Source organism: Sulfitobacter pontiacus, from assembly GCF_040790665.1.
Lineage (GTDB): Bacteria > Pseudomonadota > Alphaproteobacteria > Rhodobacterales > Rhodobacteraceae > Sulfitobacter > Sulfitobacter pontiacus.
In genome coordinates, this window is sequence record NZ_CP160849.1 from 1,496,284 (window position 1) to 1,515,770 (window position 19,487).

21 protein-coding genes and 1 tRNA gene are annotated in these 19,487 nt (G+C 61.4%); 14 read left to right on the forward strand and 8 right to left on the reverse strand.

Annotation, left to right across the window (positions count from 1 at the left end):
• Positions 1-8: 8 nt before the first annotated feature.
• The gene (locus tag AB1495_RS07305) at positions 9-602 is read right to left on the reverse strand and encodes a TetR/AcrR family transcriptional regulator (protein ID WP_074636108.1); all 594 of its coding nucleotides are present in this window, start codon (positions 600-602) and stop codon (positions 9-11) included.
• Positions 603-723: 121 nt separating this feature from the next.
• On the opposite strand from AB1495_RS07305, the gene AB1495_RS07310 reads away from it, so the two are divergent.
• Complete coding sequence (locus AB1495_RS07310) at positions 724-978, forward strand: hypothetical protein (RefSeq protein WP_074636107.1); 255 nt, start codon at positions 724-726, stop codon at positions 976-978.
• 616 nt (positions 979-1,594) lie between these two features.
• Here AB1495_RS07310 and AB1495_RS07315 read toward each other — a convergent pair.
• Together AB1495_RS07315 and AB1495_RS07320 are read right to left on the reverse strand one after the other, a co-directional pair.
• Positions 1,595-1,670, reverse strand: a tRNA-Ala gene (locus AB1495_RS07315).
• Positions 1,671-1,786: 116 nt separating this feature from the next.
• On the reverse strand, positions 1,787-2,113 hold the full coding sequence (locus AB1495_RS07320) for a TIGR02300 family protein (protein WP_005851186.1): 327 nt from the start codon (positions 2,111-2,113) through the stop codon (positions 1,787-1,789).
• 112 nt (positions 2,114-2,225) lie between these two features.
• On the opposite strand from AB1495_RS07320, the gene AB1495_RS07325 reads away from it, so the two are divergent.
• Both AB1495_RS07325 and AB1495_RS07330 read left to right on the forward strand, forming a co-directional pair.
• Entirely contained in the window at positions 2,226-2,924 is a 699-nt protein-coding gene (locus AB1495_RS07325; protein ID WP_074636105.1) for a M48 family metallopeptidase, read from the forward strand.
• A gap of 56 nt (positions 2,925-2,980) precedes the next feature.
• On the forward strand, positions 2,981-3,631 hold the full coding sequence (locus tag AB1495_RS07330) for a GntR family transcriptional regulator (protein ID WP_005851189.1): 651 nt from the start codon (positions 2,981-2,983) through the stop codon (positions 3,629-3,631).
• A gap of 21 nt (positions 3,632-3,652) precedes the next feature.
• On the opposite strand, the gene AB1495_RS07335 is transcribed toward AB1495_RS07330, so the two are convergent.
• The 3 genes from AB1495_RS07335 to AB1495_RS07345 form a co-directional block, all read right to left on the reverse strand.
• On the reverse strand, positions 3,653-4,615 hold the full coding sequence (locus tag AB1495_RS07335; protein WP_005851191.1) for an acetyl-CoA carboxylase carboxyltransferase subunit alpha: 963 nt from the start codon (positions 4,613-4,615) through the stop codon (positions 3,653-3,655).
• 64 nt (positions 4,616-4,679) lie between these two features.
• Entirely contained in the window at positions 4,680-5,279 is a 600-nt protein-coding gene (locus AB1495_RS07340; protein WP_367581973.1) for a LysE family translocator, read from the reverse strand.
• Positions 5,280-5,383: 104 nt separating this feature from the next.
• Positions 5,384-6,343: an L-malyl-CoA/beta-methylmalyl-CoA lyase gene (locus AB1495_RS07345; RefSeq protein ID WP_037943086.1), complete on the reverse strand. Its 960-nt coding sequence runs from the start codon at positions 6,341-6,343 to the stop codon at positions 5,384-5,386.
• Between the two features lie 249 nt (positions 6,344-6,592).
• Here AB1495_RS07345 and dgcN point away from each other — a divergent pair, with 249 nt between their 5' ends.
• From dgcN to AB1495_RS07360, 3 genes are read left to right on the forward strand one after another with little or no spacing between them, the layout of a single operon-like run.
• Positions 6,593-7,594, forward strand: coding sequence for an N-acetyltransferase DgcN (gene dgcN / locus AB1495_RS07350; RefSeq protein ID WP_074636100.1), 1,002 nt, complete (start codon positions 6,593-6,595; stop codon positions 7,592-7,594).
• Positions 7,595-7,639: 45 nt separating this feature from the next.
• A complete protein-coding gene (dgcA, locus tag AB1495_RS07355; protein ID WP_074636098.1) occupies positions 7,640-8,605 on the forward strand; it encodes an N-acetyl-D-Glu racemase DgcA in 966 nt (321 codons plus the stop codon).
• 3 nt (positions 8,606-8,608) lie between these two features.
• Entirely contained in the window at positions 8,609-9,469 is an 861-nt protein-coding gene (locus tag AB1495_RS07360) for a D-amino-acid transaminase (protein WP_005851201.1), read from the forward strand.
• A gap of 31 nt (positions 9,470-9,500) precedes the next feature.
• Here the strand turns inward: AB1495_RS07360 and AB1495_RS07365 are convergent, their stop codons facing one another.
• Positions 9,501-9,815 (reverse strand): DUF1244 domain-containing protein, encoded by a 315-nt coding sequence (locus AB1495_RS07365; protein WP_074636096.1) that lies wholly within the window; start codon positions 9,813-9,815, stop codon positions 9,501-9,503.
• A 280-nt stretch (positions 9,816-10,095) separates the two neighbouring features.
• Here AB1495_RS07365 and pyk point away from each other — a divergent pair, with 280 nt between their 5' ends.
• From pyk to rplT, 4 genes are all read left to right on the forward strand, one after another.
• On the forward strand, positions 10,096-11,541 hold the full coding sequence (gene pyk / locus AB1495_RS07370) for a pyruvate kinase (RefSeq protein WP_064216326.1): 1,446 nt from the start codon (positions 10,096-10,098) through the stop codon (positions 11,539-11,541).
• 44 nt (positions 11,542-11,585) lie between these two features.
• Positions 11,586-11,813, forward strand: coding sequence for a hypothetical protein (locus AB1495_RS07375; protein WP_005851207.1), 228 nt, complete (start codon positions 11,586-11,588; stop codon positions 11,811-11,813).
• A gap of 131 nt (positions 11,814-11,944) precedes the next feature.
• Positions 11,945-12,145, forward strand: coding sequence for a 50S ribosomal protein L35 (gene rpmI, locus AB1495_RS07380; RefSeq protein ID WP_005851209.1), 201 nt, complete (start codon positions 11,945-11,947; stop codon positions 12,143-12,145).
• A 15-nt stretch (positions 12,146-12,160) separates the two neighbouring features.
• Positions 12,161-12,526, forward strand: coding sequence for a 50S ribosomal protein L20 (rplT, locus tag AB1495_RS07385; RefSeq protein ID WP_005851211.1), 366 nt, complete (start codon positions 12,161-12,163; stop codon positions 12,524-12,526).
• 72 nt (positions 12,527-12,598) lie between these two features.
• Here the strand turns inward: rplT and AB1495_RS07390 are convergent, their stop codons facing one another.
• The gene (locus tag AB1495_RS07390) at positions 12,599-13,822 is read right to left on the reverse strand and encodes a YbfB/YjiJ family MFS transporter (protein ID WP_244268927.1); all 1,224 of its coding nucleotides are present in this window, start codon (positions 13,820-13,822) and stop codon (positions 12,599-12,601) included.
• Between the two features lie 138 nt (positions 13,823-13,960).
• Between AB1495_RS07390 and pheS the strand changes: the two genes are divergently transcribed.
• From pheS to AB1495_RS07410, 4 genes are all read left to right on the forward strand, one after another.
• A complete protein-coding gene (pheS, locus tag AB1495_RS07395) occupies positions 13,961-15,034 on the forward strand; it encodes a phenylalanine--tRNA ligase subunit alpha (RefSeq protein ID WP_037954562.1) in 1,074 nt (357 codons plus the stop codon).
• A gap of 573 nt (positions 15,035-15,607) precedes the next feature.
• Positions 15,608-16,411 (forward strand): PHB depolymerase family esterase, encoded by an 804-nt coding sequence (locus AB1495_RS07400; RefSeq protein WP_074636092.1) that lies wholly within the window; start codon positions 15,608-15,610, stop codon positions 16,409-16,411.
• An 83-nt stretch (positions 16,412-16,494) separates the two neighbouring features.
• Positions 16,495-18,894: a phenylalanine--tRNA ligase subunit beta gene (gene pheT, locus AB1495_RS07405; RefSeq protein WP_074636090.1), complete on the forward strand. Its 2,400-nt coding sequence runs from the start codon at positions 16,495-16,497 to the stop codon at positions 18,892-18,894.
• A 16-nt stretch (positions 18,895-18,910) separates the two neighbouring features.
• On the forward strand, positions 18,911-19,360 hold the full coding sequence (locus AB1495_RS07410; protein ID WP_074636088.1) for a YtoQ family protein: 450 nt from the start codon (positions 18,911-18,913) through the stop codon (positions 19,358-19,360).
• The last annotated feature ends 127 nt before the right edge of the window (positions 19,361-19,487 follow it).

Consider the following 19,487-nt stretch of genomic DNA (forward strand, 5'->3'; position numbering starts at 1 on the left):
TCTTGTGGTTATCGTATGGTTAGGAAATTGGTGGTTTCTGACAAAGCCTGCTGCAACGGGAGCTGATCCTGCGACAGTTTCGACAGGATCGCGGCCCCCAGAAACTTGGCATAGAGCATCTGCGCTGCTGCCCGCGGATCATCGACCGGCGGGACAGAGCCTTCTTCGGCCCCGACAACCAGCAGCTGCGCAATGCGGCTGACCAACTGTGCCACGCCATCATCCAAGATGCGCCGCATGTCGTCGGACAGATCGGCAACCTCGGCCCCAAGCTTCACAACGAGGCACTGGTTGGCGATGCCTTCGGAATGAGCATGGGCCAGCCACGCCGACCAGAAGGACAGCAGCTTGTCACGGGCAGAACCCGACCCGCTGCACAGCGCATCCATGCGCGCCAGATAATCGTCGACATAGTCGTGCAGCAAAGCCTGACCAAAGGCATCCTTGGACGGAAAGTAATAATAGAACGACCCCTTGGGGACATCGCTTTCCCTCAGGATGCGCGCCAGCCCGACAGCGCCAAACCCGTGCTTGCTGATCAGCGCACGTCCGGCGGTCAGTATCTTTTGCCGCGTTTGATCTGATTTCTTTTGCTCTGTCATACGGGGGAGGTAAGAAGTAATAGACCGGTCGTCTAGTAGCGCGGCCAATTTAATTTTGTGCGCGGCTGTTCCTTGCCGTACAGCTTGGGATGGGGCGGTGTTCAAAGGGGCGAGGTACGCAATGGGAAAGGTGTCGGACCGAGCGATCATATGGGTGTTTTGCGTCTCAGGCGTGCTTTGCCTTGGAATCGTCGCATTCCTTGAAGTGCAGTACTGGGTCGAAAGCATCCCCTTCGCAGACACATGGGCCTATTTCCGCAACTACCACCCGATCCGGCACAAGCTGCTCGTGGCGTTCGGATGGGTCTTCGCCGCCGTCAGCGTGACCGCGGGCTTTGTATACGTAGGTAGGTTTGCGCTGCGTCGAAAACGCTGACGCGCGTCAGTCAGCCCCGGGTGGTGGGTGGCGTGTGTGCTGGAATGTAGGGGGAAGTTTGGTGGAGCCTAGCGGGATCGAACCGCTGACTCAGAGTGCCCGCCTCGCGGGCGCGCGTCAGTCAGCCTCGCGTGGTGCGTGACGTGTATGCTGGAATGTAGGGGGAAGTTTGGTGGAGCCTAGCGGGATCGAACCGCTGACTCAGAGTGTCCGCCTCGCGGGCGCGCGTCAGTCAGCCTCGCGTGGTGCGTGACGTGTATGCTGGAATGTAGGGGGAAGTTTGGTGGAGCCTAGCGGGATCGAACCGCTGACTCAGAGTGTCCGCCTCGCGGGCGCGCGTCAGTCAGCCTCGCGTGGTGCGTGACGTGTATGCTGGAATGTAGGGGGGGATTTGGTGGAGCCTAGCGGGATCGAACCGCTGACTCAGAGTGTCCGCCTCGCGGACGCGCGTCAGTCAGCCTCGCGTGGTGCGTGACGTGTATGCTGGAATGTAGGGGGGAAGTTTGGTGGAGCCTAGCGGGATCGAACCGCTGACTCAGAGTGTCCGCCTCGCGGACGCGCGTCAGTCAGCCTCGCGTGGTGCGTGACGTGTATGCTGGAATGTAGGGGGGAAGTTTGGTGGAGCCTAGCGGGATCGAACCGCTGACCTCCTGCATGCCATGCAGGCGCTCTCCCAGCTGAGCTAAGGCCCCATCGTGGATCAGAGATCCGGGAAGTGTATCAACCGTTCAAGGCCGATGCGCCGCTGAATAGGCGGTCGCGAAGGCGGGATCAAGAGGAAAATCTATCCCGCCCTCGCAAAATTCAATCAATCTTCGTCGTCGGATGCAACGTCGGCGATTTCTTCGAGTGGAACGGTATCATCATCGTCGTCGTCATCGTCCAGGATGTCGTCGTCCAGATCCACATCTACATCGTCGTCATCTACCAATGTCTCGTCATCATCCACATCGCCCTTCTTGGCTTTGGCGGTGACGGCATCTTCGGCGTCTGCTGCGATCATGCGTGATTTGGAGTTATCCACCTCGACCACTTCACCGGAGTAAGGGCTGATGATCGGATCTTTGTTCAGGTCGTAGAACCGCTTGCCCGTTGTGGGGCACAGGCGCTTGGTTCCCCATTCTTCATTGGGCATCGAAGTCCCCTTTTTGAAAGTGTTGTTGCGTATAGATGATTCAGGCCAAGTGCCATATGAGATAGGCACTGTCAAAGGCAATCGCCACCCCATCGCGACCCGGAACCCTGAAATGCCTGATCCTGTCCTGCCCGGAAACCCGCCTATCCCGCTGATCCTGCGCCGCTCTGCGCGGGCGCGGCGGATATCATTGCGGATATCGCAGCTGGATGGGCGGGTGACGCTTACCATGCCGAAACGCTTGAAAGAGGCAGAGGGAATCGCCTTTGCCCGCGAGAAAGAGGCGTGGATTCGGCAACATCTGGACGCGCGTGGCGCTGATGTTCTGGTGGGCATCGGGGCAGAGTTTCCCTTGGGCGGTCGGATGCTGCGGGTGGAGGCCGGGCAGGGCAAGCGGGTGGTGCTGGGGACCGATACGATTTCCGTGCCCGGTCCGGCGGCGCGTGTGCCGACCCGGCTCGCCGCGCATTTGAAAGAGCTCGCGCGGGACCGGCTGACTGGGGCCTGCGACGATTATAGTGCGCTGCTGGGGCGGCCGTACAACAAGCTAACCTTGCGGGATACGCGGTCGCGGTGGGGGTCTTGCACCTCGGACGGGGGGCTGATGTTTTCGTGGCGCTTGATCCTGACGCCGCCCGACGTGCTTGATTACGTCGCCGCCCACGAGGTCGCGCATCTGGCGCAAATGAACCATTCGCCCGCCTTCTGGGCCGAGGTCGAACGGATTTACGGACCCTATCAAGAGGCGCGTGGCTGGCTGCGCACCCACGGCAGCGACCTGCACCGGTTCAAGTTTACCGCGCAGGCCTAGGGCGCGCCCGCGTTTGCGACATTGACGCAGCGGCGATTCGTGATCACAACGGCGATATGAACCTGAACCCTCGCCCCCTTGATGCGCATCCTTTGGCCCATGACCGTGTCTATCGGCAGTTGCGGACCCGCATCATGCACGGCGATCTGGCCCCGGGACAGGCGCTGACCCTGCGGGGAATCGGCAAGGAATACGAGGTGTCGATGACTCCCGCCCGCGAGGCCGTGCGACGGCTGGCGGCGGAAGGGGCGCTGACCATGTCGGCCTCTGGCCGGATATCGACGCCGGAGCTGAGCAACGAACGGATCGAGGAACTGGCCGCCCTGCGTGCCCTGATCGAGGTGGAGCTTGCGAGCCGCGCCCTGCCGCGGGCCCACCTTGCGCTGATCGACCGGATGCAGGCGATCAACAATGCCATCTCGGATGCGGTGATCCACCGTGACGCGGTGAGCTATATTCGCACCAATCTGGAATTTCATCGCACGCTATACCTGCGGGCGCAGGCCCCTGCGATGCTGGCGATGGCGGAAACGGTCTGGCTGCAGATGGGTCCGACGATGCGGGCGCTTTACGGGCGGCTCAGACGGACAGAGCCGCCGCATTTTCACAAGCTGATTATCGCGGCGCTGCGCGCGGGCGACGAACCCGGTCTGCGGCTGGCAGTGCGCACCGACGTGACCCAAGGTCTGCGGATGCTGGCGACGTGATGCGCCAGCGGGCGGCGTAGATTACGCCGCCAGCCCCTTGGCCCCGAGGTCGAGGAATTTCTTGCGACGATCTGCCACCAGCGCCTTTGGGTCTTTGCCCGACAGGTCATCCAGCATCGCGGCAATCGCCTTGCGCACCGATGCAATCGCCTCTTTCCGATCCCGATGCGCGCCGCCACGGGGTTCGGGGATGATGCGGTCGTTGACGCCCAGTTGTTTCAGATCTTGCGCGGTCAGGCGAAGCGCTTCGGCGGCCTCGCGCATTTTCTCGGCATCTTTCCACAGGATCGATGCGCAGCCCTCGGGCGAGATCACGGAATAGACGGAATGTTCCAGCATGGCGACGCGGTTCGCCGTGGCAAAGGCAACCGCCCCGCCTGACCCACCTTCACCGATGATGACAGACACCAGCGGCACGCCGATCTGCAAGCATTTCTCGGTCGCGCGGGCGATGGCTTCGGATTGGCCACGCTCTTCCGCGCCTTTTCCGGGGTAGGCACCGGGGGTGTCCACCAGCGTGATCACGGGTAGCCCGAACTTGTCGGCCAGTTCCATCAGGCGCACGGCTTTGCGGTAGCCTTCGGGGCGGGCCATGCCGAAATTGCGTTCGATACGGGATTTGGTGTCGTTGCCTTTTTCGTGGCCGATCACGACGACAGGCGTGTCGTTGAACCGTGCCAGACCGCCCATGACCGCAAGATCATCGGCAAAGTTCCGATCCCCCGCCAGCGGGGTGTATTCGGTAAACAGGGCCTCGATATAGTCTTTGCAATGGGGCCGGTCGGGGTGACGTGCCACCTGACATTTGCGCCACGGCGTCAACGACTTGTACAGATCGTCAAGCATTTGGTGGGCTTTTTCGTCCAGCGTTTTGGCTTCGGCGCTCACGTCCATCCCTTCGGAGGACCGCGCCAGAGCGCGCAGCTCTTCCGCTTTGCCTTCCACTTCGGCCAGTGGTTTTTCGAAATCCAGATACTGTGTCATCACCTGCTCCGCGCTTTGTTCAGGGCTATATGGCGTTGATTTGCGGTCTTTGCAACGGAACCTGTCAGCTGGCCGGCCAAAGGGCAGGCAGCAACGACGCCGCGAGCAGCGCGGCCATGGTCACGTTAAACACCCGCAAACGCCGGGGATTGGTTAGAAAACGGGCCATCTGCCCGCCAAGAAGGGTCCAGAGGGTGATCGACGGCAGCGCCATCACCGCCACGACAAGCGCCGTGATCACCAGCGGCAATATGCCGGCAGAGGGCACGTAGATCGTGATGATGCTGAGCCCGAAGGCCCAGGCCTTGGGGTTGACCCATTGAAACCCCGCCGCTTGCAGAAAGCTCAGCGGTTTGGCGTTCGGGTCTGCGCTTTGCACCGGGGCGGCGGTGGCGATCTTATAGGCAAGGTAGATCAGATAAATCAGGCTCAGGATCTTGAGCACCGAATAGATGACGGGAAAGGCGTCAAACACCCGGATCAGGCCAAAGCCCACCAGCAGCAACATGACCATAAAACCAAGGGTGATGCCCATCATATGCGGGACCGTGCGCGCAAAGCCGAAGTTCGCGCCCGATGCCATCAGCATCAGGTTGTTCGGCCCCGGCGTGATAGAGGTGATCAGCGCGAAAAGCGCGAGCGCAGAGAGGACATCGATGGTCATGCTGCCTTGATGCCCCAAGCCGCGGGGCATGCCAAGCCCGCTTTGCTGCGGGGGAGGTGGCGCGGCGCGAGGGTCGCCTCGCGCCGCTGTTCAGTATCGCGGGGCTAGCGCGAGGCGATCATCTCGGACTGGCGCACGATGACTTCGGCCTGTTTGATGCTGGCGATATCGACCAAACGGCCCTTGTAGACGGTCGCGCCTTCGCCGTTGGCCTTGGCTGTTTCCATCGCGGCCAGAATCTCGCGCGCTTCGGCGACGGCTTCGTCGGAGGGGGTGAACACCTCGTTCGCGACGGCGATCTGCTTGGGGTGGATGGCCCATTTGCCGACCATGCCCAGGGTCGCCGACCGGCGCGCCTGCGCGCGGTAGCCTTCGTCGTCCGAGAAATCACCGAACGGACCGTCGACCGGCAGCACGCCGTGGGTCCGGCAGGCGGCGACAATGGCGGTCTGCGCCCAATGCCACGGATCGGACCAATGCTTTGCCCCGTCGCGCAGCATGTAATAGTTTTCTTGCGTGCCACCGATGCCGGTCGTCTGCATCCCCATCGAGGCGGCAAAGTCGGCGGCACCAAGGCTCATCGCTTGCAGGCGCGGGCTGGCGGCGGCGATCTCTTCGACGTGGGCGATGCCTGCGGCCGATTCGATAATCACCTCGAACGAGATTTTCTTGGTGCGGCCCTTGGCGGTTTCGATCGCCGTAACCAGCGCGTCGACAGTATATACGTCAGCGGCGCAGCCGACCTTGGGGATCATGATCTGGTCCAGACGCTCGCCCGCTTGCTCCAGCAGGTCGACGACATCGCGGTACCAGTAAGGAGTATCCAGCCCGTTGATCCGCACGGACAACGTCTTGTCGCCCCAGTCGACATCGCTGATCGCCTTGATGATATTGGCGCGGGCGCTGTCCTTATCCGTGGGGGCCACGCTGTCTTCCAGATCAAGGTTGATCACATCGGCGTCGGAACTTGCCATTTTTTCGAAGATTGCCGGGCGCGAACCGGGGCCAAACAATTGGCAGCGGTTGGGACGTGCAGGTGCTGTAGGCTGGATGCGAAAGCTCATATGCGGAATCCTTGAGTAATAAAGTTACGAGTTGCCTGCCTTGGGTGGTATTAAATTGCGCTGCGCCCTGCAAGGGTGATCTCGCACCTGCAGCATCGGCGGCTGAATTTCTGTGCACAGTTCTTGCTTGGATCGTCGAATACCCGCAAAATTCCCGCGCCATCTCTTGCGCCTACCATTCATTTGCAACCTTATCGCGCCGAAAGGCTGCGAAACTGAGCCAAAGCCAAATTGCAGGAGCATGTGATCATGATCAAAACACCTTATCTTCTTTTTCTGGGCGACGCGCCGGATCACCTTGCGGTTAAAGTGGCGCAGGGCATCAAGGACTGGCGTCCTGAAAATGCCGTCGGTCAGCTGCGGCTGGACGGGTGCAAGGCGGATCTGGGTCTGACCGATATGACGCTTGCGCAAGCGAAAGAGGCAGGCGCGCAGACCTTGGTGATTGGCGTCGCCAACCGCGGGGGCACCATCAGCGCCACATGGCGCGCCGTGCTGGTCGACGCGCTGGAGGCCGGTTTCGATCTGGCATCCGGCTTGCATAACCTGCTGCGCAACGAGCCAGAGCTCGTGGCCGCCGCCGAGAAACACGGGCGCAGCTTGCATGATGTGCGTATCCCGTCGGTGCAGTACCCGATTGCGAATGGCGTCAAACGCAGCGGCAAGCGCGTGCTGGCGGTCGGCACCGATTGTTCGGTCGGCAAGATGTATACCGCGCTGGCGCTGGACGCGGCGATGAAAGAGAAGGGGCTGAAAAGCAGCTTCCGCGCGACGGGCCAGACCGGTATTCTGATCACCGGCGAAGGTGTGCCTTTGGATGCCGTGATCGCGGATTTCATGGCCGGCTCGATCGAGTATCTGACCCCCGACAATGACGATGATCACTGGGATATCATCGAAGGGCAGGGCAGCCTGTTCCACGTGTCCTATTCCGGTGTCACCATGGCGCTGATCCACGGCGGCCAACCCGATGCGTTGATCCTGTGTCACGAGCCGACCCGCAAGACCATGCGCGGTCTGCCCGACTACACGCTGCCGACGTTGGAAGAAGTGCGCGACGTGGCGCTGACGCTGGCAAAGGTTGCCAACGCAGGCTGTCAGGTGGTCGGTATCTCGATCAACACCCAGCATCTGTCGGAGGCAGAGGCAGACGCCTATCTGGTCGAGGTTGAACAACGCTTGGGCTTGCCAGCCGTGGACCCGTTCCGCCAAGGTGCCGCGAGATTGGCGGAGGCTTTGGCAGCCCTCTGATCGGCCCTTCGGGGAGAGTTTAAGTGGCAAAATGAAGGAGCGGATATGCGTATTGAGGTAAGCCGGGATGTCTTTCGGCTGGCGCAGGTCTTTACCATTTCGCGTGGATCGCGGACCGAGGCGCAGGTGCTCACGGTGCGGATCACCGATGGCGGCGTGACAGGGTGGGGCGAATGTGTGCCCTATGCCCGGTATGGCGAGACGCTGGAGACGGTGACGGCAGAGATTGAAGCGCTGCGCGGGCCGTTGACGCGTGATGCGCTGTATGACCTGCTGCCGGCTGGTGCCGCGCGCAATGCAGTGGATTGTGCCCTGTGGGATCTGCACGCCAAGCAGGCGGGCAAACCTGTGTGGGAACTGGCGGGGCTGGCGCGACCGGGGCCCGAGATCACGGCCTATACCCTGTCGTTGGATAGCCCCGAAAAGATGCGCGAACAGGCGGCCTTGCACGCGCATCGCCCGCTGTTAAAGATCAAGCTGGGCACGCCGGATGATATGCCCCGGCTTGAGGCTGTGCGCGCCGGTGCGCCTGATGCGCAGATCATCATCGATGCGAATGAGGGCTGGTCGGCCGCGGTATACGCCGATCTTGCGCCGCATCTGGTGCGGCTGGGTGTGTCATTGGTTGAACAGCCTTTGCCCGCAGGGGATGACGATGCGCTCGTCGGGATGGAGCGGCCCGTGCCGATCTGTGCCGATGAAAGCTGTCATGACCGTGCGAGCCTTGCTGGGCTGAAGGGCAAATACGATGTGGTCAACGTCAAGCTGGACAAGACCGGTGGTCTGACCGAGGCGCTGGCGCTGCGCGATGCGGCTGTCGCGCAGGGCTATGAGGTCATGGTGGGGTGCATGGTCGGGTCATCGCTTGCGATGGCGCCGGCGGTGCTGGTGGCGCAGGGGGCAAAGGTCGTGGACCTTGACGGCCCGCTGCTTCTGGCCGAAGACCGCGACAACGCTTTGACATTTGACGCCGCCGGGGTGCATCCGCCTGCGGCCAAGCTTTGGGGATAAGACATGCGGACTGTATATGTGAACGGCGAATACCTGCCCGAGACCGAAGCCAAGGTTTCGATCTTTGATCGCGGGTTTCTGATGGCGGACGGGGTCTATGAGGTCACCAGCGTGCTGGACGGCAAGCTGATCGACTTTGACGGCCATGCGATCCGGCTCAGCCGGTCGTTGAACGAGCTACAGATGCGCAACCCGATCTCGAAGGAGGACCTGCTGGAGGTCCACCGCGAACTGGTGCGCGTGAACGAGATCGACGAGGGGCTGATCTATTTGCAGATCACCCGCGGGTCGGACGGGGACCGCGACTTTGCCTTCCCCGATCCCGAGACGACAGAGCCGACGATTGTCTTGTTCACTCAGTCCAAGCCCGGTCTGGCCGACAGCCCCGCCGCCAAGAAAGGTGCCAAGATCATCAGCATCGAAGACATCCGCTGGGGCCGTCGCGACATCAAGACGGTGCAGCTGCTGTATCCGTCGATGGGCAAGATGATGGCCAAGAAAGCGGGCTGCGATGATGCCTGGATGGTCGAGGACGGCTTTGTCACCGAAGGCACCAGCAACAACGCCTATATCGTGATGGGCAACAAGATCATCACCCGCGCCCTGAGCAACGAGATTTTGCACGGCATCACCCGCGCTGCGGTTCTGCGTTTTGCCAAAGAGGCGCAGATGGTCGTGGAAGAGCGTAACTTTACCATCCACGAAGCGCAGCAGGCGGATGAGGCGTTTACCACCTCCGCCAGCGCCTTTGTCATGCCCGTGGTCGAGATCGACGGCGTGGCCCTGGGCGATGGAACACCGGGCAAGGTCGCGCCGCGGCTGCGCGAGATCTATCTGGACGAGATGCGCAAGGCGGCGGTCTAACCCGCCTTGCCAAGGGGCTGGCTGCGCGCGGTCAGCCCTTTTCGCCGACGTTCTGTTCGAAGGCGATCTTGAACGCCTCTTTCTGCGCGTCCTTCGCGTCGGTCTGATAGTTGGCTTTCCATGCGTCCATGGTCATGCCATAGAACAGCTCGCGCGCTTCTTCCTTGCCCATGTCGATCCCGCGTTCGTTTGCGGCTTCTTGATACCAGCGCGACAGGCAGTTGCGGCAAAATCCGGCCAGGTTCATCATGTCGATGTTCTGCACGTCCGTGCGGTCTTGCATCAGGTGCTGTTGCAGCCGGCGAAACGCCGCAGCCTGAAGTTCGATTTCCTGTTGTGTGGGCATTATGCTCTCCTGCAAGTGGGGTGGGGCCAAGCTATGGGCTGGCCGGTGCGGGTTCAAGGCGGCGGGCCATGAATGAGGCAGGGCCTTCCGCCGCCCGCTGTCATCGTGCTGTCATACTGTGGTGGGCATAGACGGGGCAGGCGATCTTCGCTAAGTGTTAACGCTAACACATGTTAACGCTAACTTATTTACTATCCACTCTGACCGCCGCGCGTGTTAGACCCGTGGTAATGAGCGCAGGGGCTGCCAAAGCCCGCAGATGAAAAGGGACGTCACCAGTATGAAACGCACGCGGAATGTCAAAGTAGTTGCCACCTTGGGTCCGGCCTCGGACACGCACGAGACGATATCGGCACTGTTTCACGCGGGCGCGGATGTGTTCCGGTTGAACATGAGCCACGGCAGCCATGACGAAATCCGGATCAAGCACCAGATCATCCGCCAGATCGAAGAGGAAACGGGATCCACGATCGGTATTCTCGCGGATCTTCAGGGGCCAAAGCTGCGTGTGGGTGTCTTTTCGGGGGACAGCGAATTGCTGGTCGAGGGCGCGTCCTTCCGGCTGGACCTGGACGAGGCAGAGGGCAATGCCCGCCGCGTGTGCCTGCCGCACCCCGAGATTTTCCAGGCGCTTGAACCGGGCGCATCGCTGTTGGTCAATGACGGCAAAATCCGTCTGAAGGTCAAGGAATGCGGCCCCGATTTCGCGGAGTGCGAAGTGATGATCGGCGGCGTGATCTCTAACCGCAAGGGCGTGAACGTGCCGGATGTGGTGCTGCCGCTGGCCGCCCTGTCGGAAAAAGACCGCGCCGATCTGGAATTCGTGTGCGAGCTGGGGGTCGACTGGCTGGCACTGAGCTTTGTGCAGCGCCCCGAAGATGTGACCGAGGCGCGCGAACTGGCCAAGGGCCGTGCCGCATTGCTGAGCAAGATCGAAAAGCCGTCGGCCGTGGACCGGTTCGAGGACATCCTGGCGGTGAGCGACGGTATCATGGTCGCGCGCGGTGATCTGGGGGTTGAACTGCCGGTGCAGAACGTGCCGCCGATCCAGAAACGACTGGTGCGCAAATGCCGTGCGGCGGCAAAGCCGGTGATCGTGGCGACGCAGATGCTGGAATCGATGATCGAAAGCCCGATCCCCACCCGGGCCGAGGTATCAGATGTCGCGACCGCCATTTATGAAGGGGCCGATGCGGTGATGTTGTCGGCGGAATCCGCGGCCGGTGCCTATCCGGTCGAGGCGGTGCGCACGATGGATAACGTGGCCACCGAGGTAGAGCAGGACCCGACCTACACCCAGATTATCGAATCGTCGCGCAAGGTGGACCGCATGACCGTTGCGGACGGTATTGTCGCCGCTGCACGCGAGATTGCGGAAACCGCGAACATCAAGGCAATCTGTTGCTTCACCCAAAGCGGGACCACGGCGCTGTTGACCGCACGTGAACGCCCGCGGGTACCGATCATCGCGCTGACGCCCCTAGTCAAGACCGCGCGCCGTCTGGCGCTCACCTGGGGCGTCAATTGCGTTCAGACCGGTACGCTGGAACGCTTCAAGATGGCCGTGGTCAGCGCCGCACGCGTTGCCCGTGACGAAGGCTATGCCGGGCCGGAGGATATGATCGTTGTCACCGCAGGCGTGCCTTTCAACGTCGAGGGCAGCACAAATATCCTGCGCGTCGCACCCTGCGACGAACGATTGATTTTTAATACTGATCCGGAATAACCTCTGGTCAGGTAACAAGAATATATCGAGCAAGGGCAGGAATAATGGATACTGATCTGATTTTGGTGATTGGTCTTGCCCTTGCTGTGCTTTCTATCCCCTCTGTCGTGTCGGCCTTCTCTGATGGCCGTGCGCCGCGCGCGTCGGCGTTGACGGTGCTGATCGCGGGCGGGATGATTGTCTATGCCATCAACACCCATCCGGGCGGCTATGCGTTGGAAGACGTGCCAGACGCCGTTTTGCATGTGATTGCGCGCTACAAGTTCTGGTAAGCGCAGGCGTTTCGCGCTTTTGCCCTTGCTTTGGGCCCCTGTCCCTCCTATACGCCAGCTTCGTTCCGCGCGTCCGGCCTTCGTGGCATGCCGAGTCGCGCACCTACCGAACTCAAGTTAAGGAGACGGAAATGCCCAAGATGAAGACGAAATCGAGCGCCAAGAAGCGCTTTAAGATCTCGGCGACCGGCAAGGTCATCGGCGGTCAGGCTGGCAAACAGCATGGTATGATCAAACGGACGAAAAAATTCATCCGTGACGCGCGTGGGACAACAGCTTTGTCTGCACCCGACGCCAAGATCATCAAGGGCTTCATGCCCTACGACCGCTAAGATAGGAGAGCCGATATGTCCCGTACAAAAGGTGGTGTCGTTACCCACGCCCGTCACAAAAAGGTAATCAAAGCAGCCAAAGGTTACTATGGCCGCCGCAAGAACACCTTTAAGGTCGCCCGTCAGGCGGTCGACAAAGCCAACCAATACGCCACGCGCGACCGTAAGAACCGCAAGCGGAACTTCCGCGCATTGTGGATCCAGCGGATCAACGCCGCTGTGCGCAGCCACGACGAAGCACTGACATACAGCCGCTTCATCAATGGTCTGTCCCTGGCTGGTATCGAAGTGGACCGGAAGGTTCTGTCCGACCTGGCCATCAACGAGCCCGAAGCATTCGGTGCCATCGTGAAGCAAGCACAAGACGCACTGGCCGCGTAAGCGCCCTTTGCCGATCAGAAGTTTTAGAACGCCGCCCTGACATCGGGGCGGCGTTTTGCGTTTGAGCGGTGATCAGCTGGGGTCTTGTTGCGGCAGCGGTTTTTGAAACACCACCACAGCGGCCCCTGTCAGCAGGATCGCAGCGGCAGCCAGCAAGCTGGACCCGATGTTGCCCGTCAGGTCGCCCAAGGCACCGGCGGCAAAGGGGCCTGCGGTCTGCGCGATGGCAAAGACCACGGTGAACAGGCTCATCGCGGCGGCCCAGCTTTCGGCAGGCAGGTTCTGGCGGATAAAGCTGGTGATCGCGCCGGGGGCCATGAAGACGCAAAGCCCGAACACCACGGCTGAAATCACCACGGCTCCACCCGCAGGCAGGACGAGCGGCAGCGCCGATCCGATTGCGATGCCGGTCAGGATCATCGCCAAGGGCTTGCCCGAAGCATGCCGTGCCAGTACCCCGCGCCAGACGAAGGGCGAGGCGATCAGCGCCACCCCCATGATGATCCACACCGCCGAGATCAGCAGCGCCGGCGCCTGTTGATCCGTCATCCACGCAGACAGGAACGTCAGATAGACGATATAGCCCATGGCAAAACCGACGTAGCCTGCAAGCTCTCTCCAGATCAGGTGCAGCTTGATGCCGCCGGCTGCTGTGTTGCGCTGTGCAGGCACCGACAAACGCGCCGCGGCCCATAGGGACAGGGGCAGGCAGGCCACGCTGATCGCGCCGATGATATACCAGCCATAGCGCCATGATCCGGTGCCCCAGACCTCTATCATCAGGGGCAGGGATGCGCCTGCCAGCATGATCCCGATACCGCCGCCCGCGCCGAACAGGATCGCGATCGCCAGCGCATTGCGGCGCGCGTCGCCCGGAAACAGCCGCGCGGTCAGCACCCCTGCGGTGGAAAAGGACATCGCCCCGAACACCCCCGCCGCGATCCGCCAGAAGGTCTGCCAGCCCATCGTCGCCTCGTACCCCGTCGCCAGCAGCGTCAGCGTCGTGGTCACCATGCCGAACCCGAACAACCGCGCAGGCGCGATGCGCCCGATCAGCAGCAGCGTCAGCACTGCGCCGATGATATAGCCAATGGCATTCGCCGTGTTCAGCCAGCCCGCCTGCGCATAGGTCCAGTCCAACTCGGTCTTCATCGCGGGCAGGATCAGCCCGTAGGCAAAGCGCGCGAACCCGTTGGTGACCGTCACCCCCAGCGTCAGGCCAAGCAGCGCCAGCCAGGGCCGTGTGACAGGTCGGGGCAGGGACGGGTTGCTGTCGGGTTGTAAAATCTCGGCCACGCGCGGCACCCCCTTGATGGTTTGCGCCACTATGTGCCCGCGGTTTCAGCATCACAAGACCCGCTTCAAATGGCCCTGCCGCTTGTATTCGGGGCCAATTCTGCTAGCACCAGCCCGAGCAAAAGACATGAGGCCGATATGGACGACCTGAAAGCGAAATATCTGGGCCAGATCGCTGGTGCCGCCGACGAAGCCGCGTTGGAGGACATCCGTCTGGCCGCCGTGGGTAAAAAGGGCGAAGTCGCCCTGAAGATGCGCGAGCTGGGCCGTATGACGCCCGAAGAACGCCAGACAGTCGGCCCCGCGCTGAACGCGCTCAAGGACGAGATCAACTCCGCCATTGCCGCGAAGAAAGCAGCACTTGGGGATGCGGCCCTTGATGAGCGTCTGCGCAGCGAATGGCTGGACGTGACACTGCCCACGCGCGCGACGCGACAGGGCACGATCCACCCCGTCAGCCAGGTGACCGAGGAAGTGACCGCGATCTTCGCCGAGCTGGGGTTTTCGGTCGCCGAAGGCCCGCGCATCGACACCGATTGGTATAACTTCGACGCGCTGAACATCCCCGGCCACCACCCCGCACGCGCCGAGATGGACACGTTCTATATGGCCCGTGCCGAGGGTGACGACCGTCCGCCCCACGTGCTGCGCACCCACACCAGCCCCGTGCAGATCCGCACGATGGAGGCCGAAGGCGCGCCCCTGCGCATCATCTGCCCCGGTGGCGTCTACCGTGCCGACTATGACCAGACCCACACGCCCATGTTCCATCAGGTCGAAGGGTTGGCGATCGACAAAGACATCTCTATGGCGAACCTGAAATGGACGCTGGAGGAATTCTTTAGCGCGTTCTTCGAGGTCGAGGGCATCAAGACCCGCTTCCGCGCCTCGCATTTCCCCTTCACCGAGCCGTCGGCAGAGGTCGATATCCAGTGTTCCTGGGTCGACGGGCAGCTGCGCATCGGCGAAGGCGACGGCTGGATGGAGGTGCTGGGCTCCGGCATGGTCCACCCGAAGGTGCTGCAAGCGGGCGGGATCGACCCGAACGAATGGCAGGGCTTTGCCTTTGGCATGGGCATCGACCGTATCGCGATGCTGAAATACGGCATCCCCGATTTGCGGGCGTTCTTTGACAGCGACCTGCGCTGGCTGCGCCACTACGGGTTTGCGAGCTTGGATCAGCCGACGCTGCATGGTGGTTTGAGTAGGTGACGCTAGGCCAGTTTTTCCTTGGGTTGGTTACTCTCCTAGTTGCTACGGTAGTGTACCGCTGGCAGAAATCGGTGGATCAAAAGACGGTAGTATTGGCAGACCTAAGGGAGGCACTCTCAAGGTATGCAGCGCTCAGTCATTCTCTTTTTTTGAGGCAACCTTACATCGGGGATGAAAACAACGAGCAAAAATTAGCGGATTTTTTTTCGATTTCTGACGCTGAGATAGATCTTTACGCTTTGAGAGACCAAATTTACATCACAGCTCCAAGTGAAATTGTTGACGCGGTTCTTGACTGTGATCGTGCCTTTCGAGACTGGAAAATATCGTTCCCTAAATCAACCGAGGTTTCGGACGAAAAGAAGTTGGAAGTGGAAAAAACGTCCGCAGAATTTAGACTGAAGCATCGGCAAATGCTGATCATTTTTAGGTCAGAGTTTGAAAGCCATGTAAAATTTTTTGGACAAGGCTATATAGAGTATACGGTGTCACGATTAGTTCGTTCGCATAAGTAGCTCGATAACGGTCTTCGCTGTCATGGCCAATTTTCAAGCCTTATCGTGAGCTGCGCTAGTGAAATATCTTATACTTCTCCTCTGCTTTAGCGTTCTCCTCGCCGCCACCGCCACCGCCCAACCCCTCCCGCCCTGCGGCGGGGATACCGTCTGTAAAATTGGTGACCGCAGCTACAACATCCTGATGCCCGACGATTGGGATGGCGTGACGCCTCTGCCTGTCATGATGCACTTTCACGCTTTCCTGCGGCGCGGGCGCACGGTGATCCACCATCCGCGTATCGGGTCCGAGACAAAGCCCCGTGGTGTGATGCTGGTGGCCCCGTCGGCGCAGCATCGGGCGTGGCGGTTCTGGCAGGATGACCCTGCGGATATCGCCTTTGCTGACGCGGTGCTGGCGGATGTGGCGAAACGCTATCCGGTGGATCAAAGCCAGATCTATATCTCGGGGTTCAGCTTTGGCGCAGCGATGGCGTGGCGCTATGCCTGCGCGCGCGGCGACCGGATCGCGGGGCTGATGACCATGTCGGGCACGATCAAACAGGCCAGCACCTGCGCCAACCCGCCGCGTCAGGTCCGCCATGTGCATGGGCTCAACGACCTGTGGATGAGCCTGCCGCGCGGGCCCGAACATGACACCACCAATGTCGTAGCACTCTGGCGCAAGGCGTTCCGCTGCGGCAAGGGCCGGCTGGATGGCGCGCTGACCCTCGCCCCGGGGGTAGAGTTCGCGCATTTCACCTGGGACAATTGCGCCGGCGACCGCAGCGTGACGCTGGACATCCATACCGGCGGACATTTCATCCCGACCGGATGGCTTGGCTACCAGCTGGACGGGTTGATGCCCAAAACACCGGGCTAGGCGCAAAACGCAGCCGCACCGCATTGAAACCGCGCCGATTAAACGCTACGCCCTAGCGCAAGCATTGCATGAGGATCACCGCCATGAAATTCACACTGTCCTGGCTGAAGGAACATCTCGACACCACCGCGTCGATCGATGAAATCACCTATGCGCTGACCGATCTGGGGCTCGAGGTCGAAGGCGTCGAAGACCGTGGCGCGAAGCTGGCGGATTTTACGCTGGGCTATGTGCAATCGGCAGAAAAGCACCCCGACGCGGATCGTTTGCAGATCTGTCAGGTGGATACCGACGAAGGCGTGCAGCAGATCATCTGCGGTGCCCCGAACGCGCGTCAGGGCATCACCGTGGTTGTGGCAAAGCCGGGCGTCTATGTGCCGGGCATTGATACCACCATCGGCGTCGGCAAGATCCGTGGCGTCGAAAGCTTTGGCATGATGGCGTCAGAGCGCGAGCTTGAACTATCCGAGGAACATGACGGTATCATCGAGCTGCCCTCGGGCAATGTCGGCGACCGTTTCATCGACTGGCTGGCGGAAAACGACCCCGCCAAGGTCGACCCCGTGATCGAGATCGCGATCACCCCCAACCGACCCGATGCCTTGGGTGTGCGCGGGATCGCGCGTGATCTGGCGGCCCGTGGTCTGGGCACGCTGAAACAGCGCGATGTGCCCGCGGTCGAGGGGCAGTTCCCGTGCCCGATCTCTGTTTCGATCGACGAAGACACGCTGGACCAATGTCCGGTTTTCTACGGTCGTGTGATCCGCGGCGTCAAAAACGGCCCGTCGCCGGCGTGGTTGCAGGACAAGCTGCGCGCTATTGGCCTGCGCCCGATCTCGTTCCTCGTCGATGTGACGAACTTCTTCACCTATGACCGCAACCGTCCTTTGCACGTGTTCGACGCGGACAAGGTCGCGGGCAACAGCCTGCGCATCCACCGCGCCAAGGGCGGCGAGACCCTGATGGGGCTGGACGACAAGGAATATACCTTCAGCGAAGGCATGACCCTGATTTCGGACGCCGAAAAGGTTGAAAGCATCGCGGGTGTGATGGGCGGCGCGGAAAGCGGCTGTTCCATGGACACGGTGAATGTCTTTGTCGAAGCGGCCTATTTCGATCCGGTGCGCACCGCCTACACGGGCCGCGCGCTCAAGATCAACTCGGACGCGCGCTATCGTTTTGAACGGGGGATTGACCCCGAATGGACGCCATATGCCATCGAACATGCGACCCAGATGATCCTGGACATCGCAGGCGGTGAGGCGTCCGAGGTTGTCGTCGCGGGCAAGGTGCCGGACTATTCTCGCGCCTACAAGCTGGACGCGGCGCGCGTGCAGTCGTTGGTGGGGATGACCATCTCGGAAAGCGAGCAGCGCAAGACGCTGACGGCGCTTGGCTTCCGTCTGGAAGGCGACATGGCGCATGTCCCAAGCTGGCGCCCCGATGTGCAGGGCGAAGCCGATCTGGTCGAGGAAGTCGCGCGGATTGCGTCACTCACCAAGCTTGAAGGGCGCCCCTTGCCGCGCCTGACGACCGGCGTGCCCAAGCCCGTCCTGTCGCCGATGCAGCGCCGCGAGGCCATCGCGCGCCGCGCCTGCGCGGCCTTGGGCTACAACGAATGTGTGTCCTACAGCTTTATCGATCAGGCGTCTGCCGCGCTGTTTGGTGGCGGCACCGATGACACCCGTCTGGAAAATCCGATCAGCAATGACATGAGCCATATGCGCCCCTCGCTGCTGCCCGCCTTGCTGCAGGCCGCGGCCCGCAATCAGGCGCGGGGCTTCCCTGACATGGCGCTGTTCGAGGTCGGCCCCGTCTTCACCGGCGGCGAGCCCGGCGATCAGCATCTGCAGATCAGCGGCCTGCTGACCGGCAGCACCGGCCCCAAAGATGTGCATGGCGCATCGCGTCCGGTCGATGTGTTCGACGTCAAGGCGGATATCGAGGCGGTCTTGTCTGCCATCGGTGCCCCCGCCAAGGTGCAGATCAACCGCAATGGCGCTGACTGGTTCCACCCCGGGCGTCACGGGCAGATCTGCCTTGGCCCGAAAAAAGTGCTTGGCGTCTTTGGCGAAATTCACCCGCGGGTTCTGGCGGCACTGGATGTCAAAGGGCCCGCGATGGGCTTTACCATCTGGCCAGCCGAGGTGCCCTTGCCGCGCAAGTCCGGTGCCACACGTCCCGCGCTGAACACCAGCGCGCTGCAAGCGGTGGAACGTGACTTTGCCTTTGTGGTGGATGCCGATGTTGACGCGCTGACGCTGGTCGATGCGGCGATGGGGGCGGACAAGGCCCTGATTGACGATGTGCGCGTCTTTGATGAATTCATCGGCGGTGCCTTGGGCGAGGGGAAAAAATCGCTCGCCCTCACGGTACGGATGCAGCCAAGCGACAAGACACTGAAAGACGCGGATATCGAGGCGGTTGGCGCCAAGGTGATCGACAAGGTGACCAAAGCCAGCGGCGGCGTGCTGCGCGGCTAAAGCGAACGGAGGCGGTATGACACTGCATGTATATCTCTCGGGTGAAATCCACACCGACTGGCGCGATCAGATCATCGATGGCGCGGCAGGGTTGGATGTTGTGTTCACCGGCCCTGTCACCGACCACGCGGCCAGCGACGACTGCGGTGTGGCGATTCTGGGGGCCGAGGAAAACAAGTTCTGGCACGACCGCAAGGGCGCACAGCTGAACGCGATCCGCACGCGCAAGGGCATCGAAGAGGCGGATGTCGTCGTCGTGCGTTTTGGCGATCAGTACAAACAGTGGAACGCGGCTTTTGATGCGGGCTATGCGGCGGCTCTGGGTAAATCGCTGGTGATCCTGCATGTGACCGACCACGCGCACGCGCTGAAAGAGGTCGACGCCGCAGCTTTGGCTGTCGCCCAAGAGCCCGCGCAGGTCGTGCAGATCCTGCGCTATGTGCTGACAGGCACCCTGCCAGCGTAAGCACGCTTTGCACCGGATTGCGCGGTTTTCGCCTCTGTAAGGGGGAAAACCGTGCTTATCCGACAAAAACCCATCGTTATCTGGAAAACTTGTGCTAACGCATGCGCAGTATGTCGTGCGACGTAGC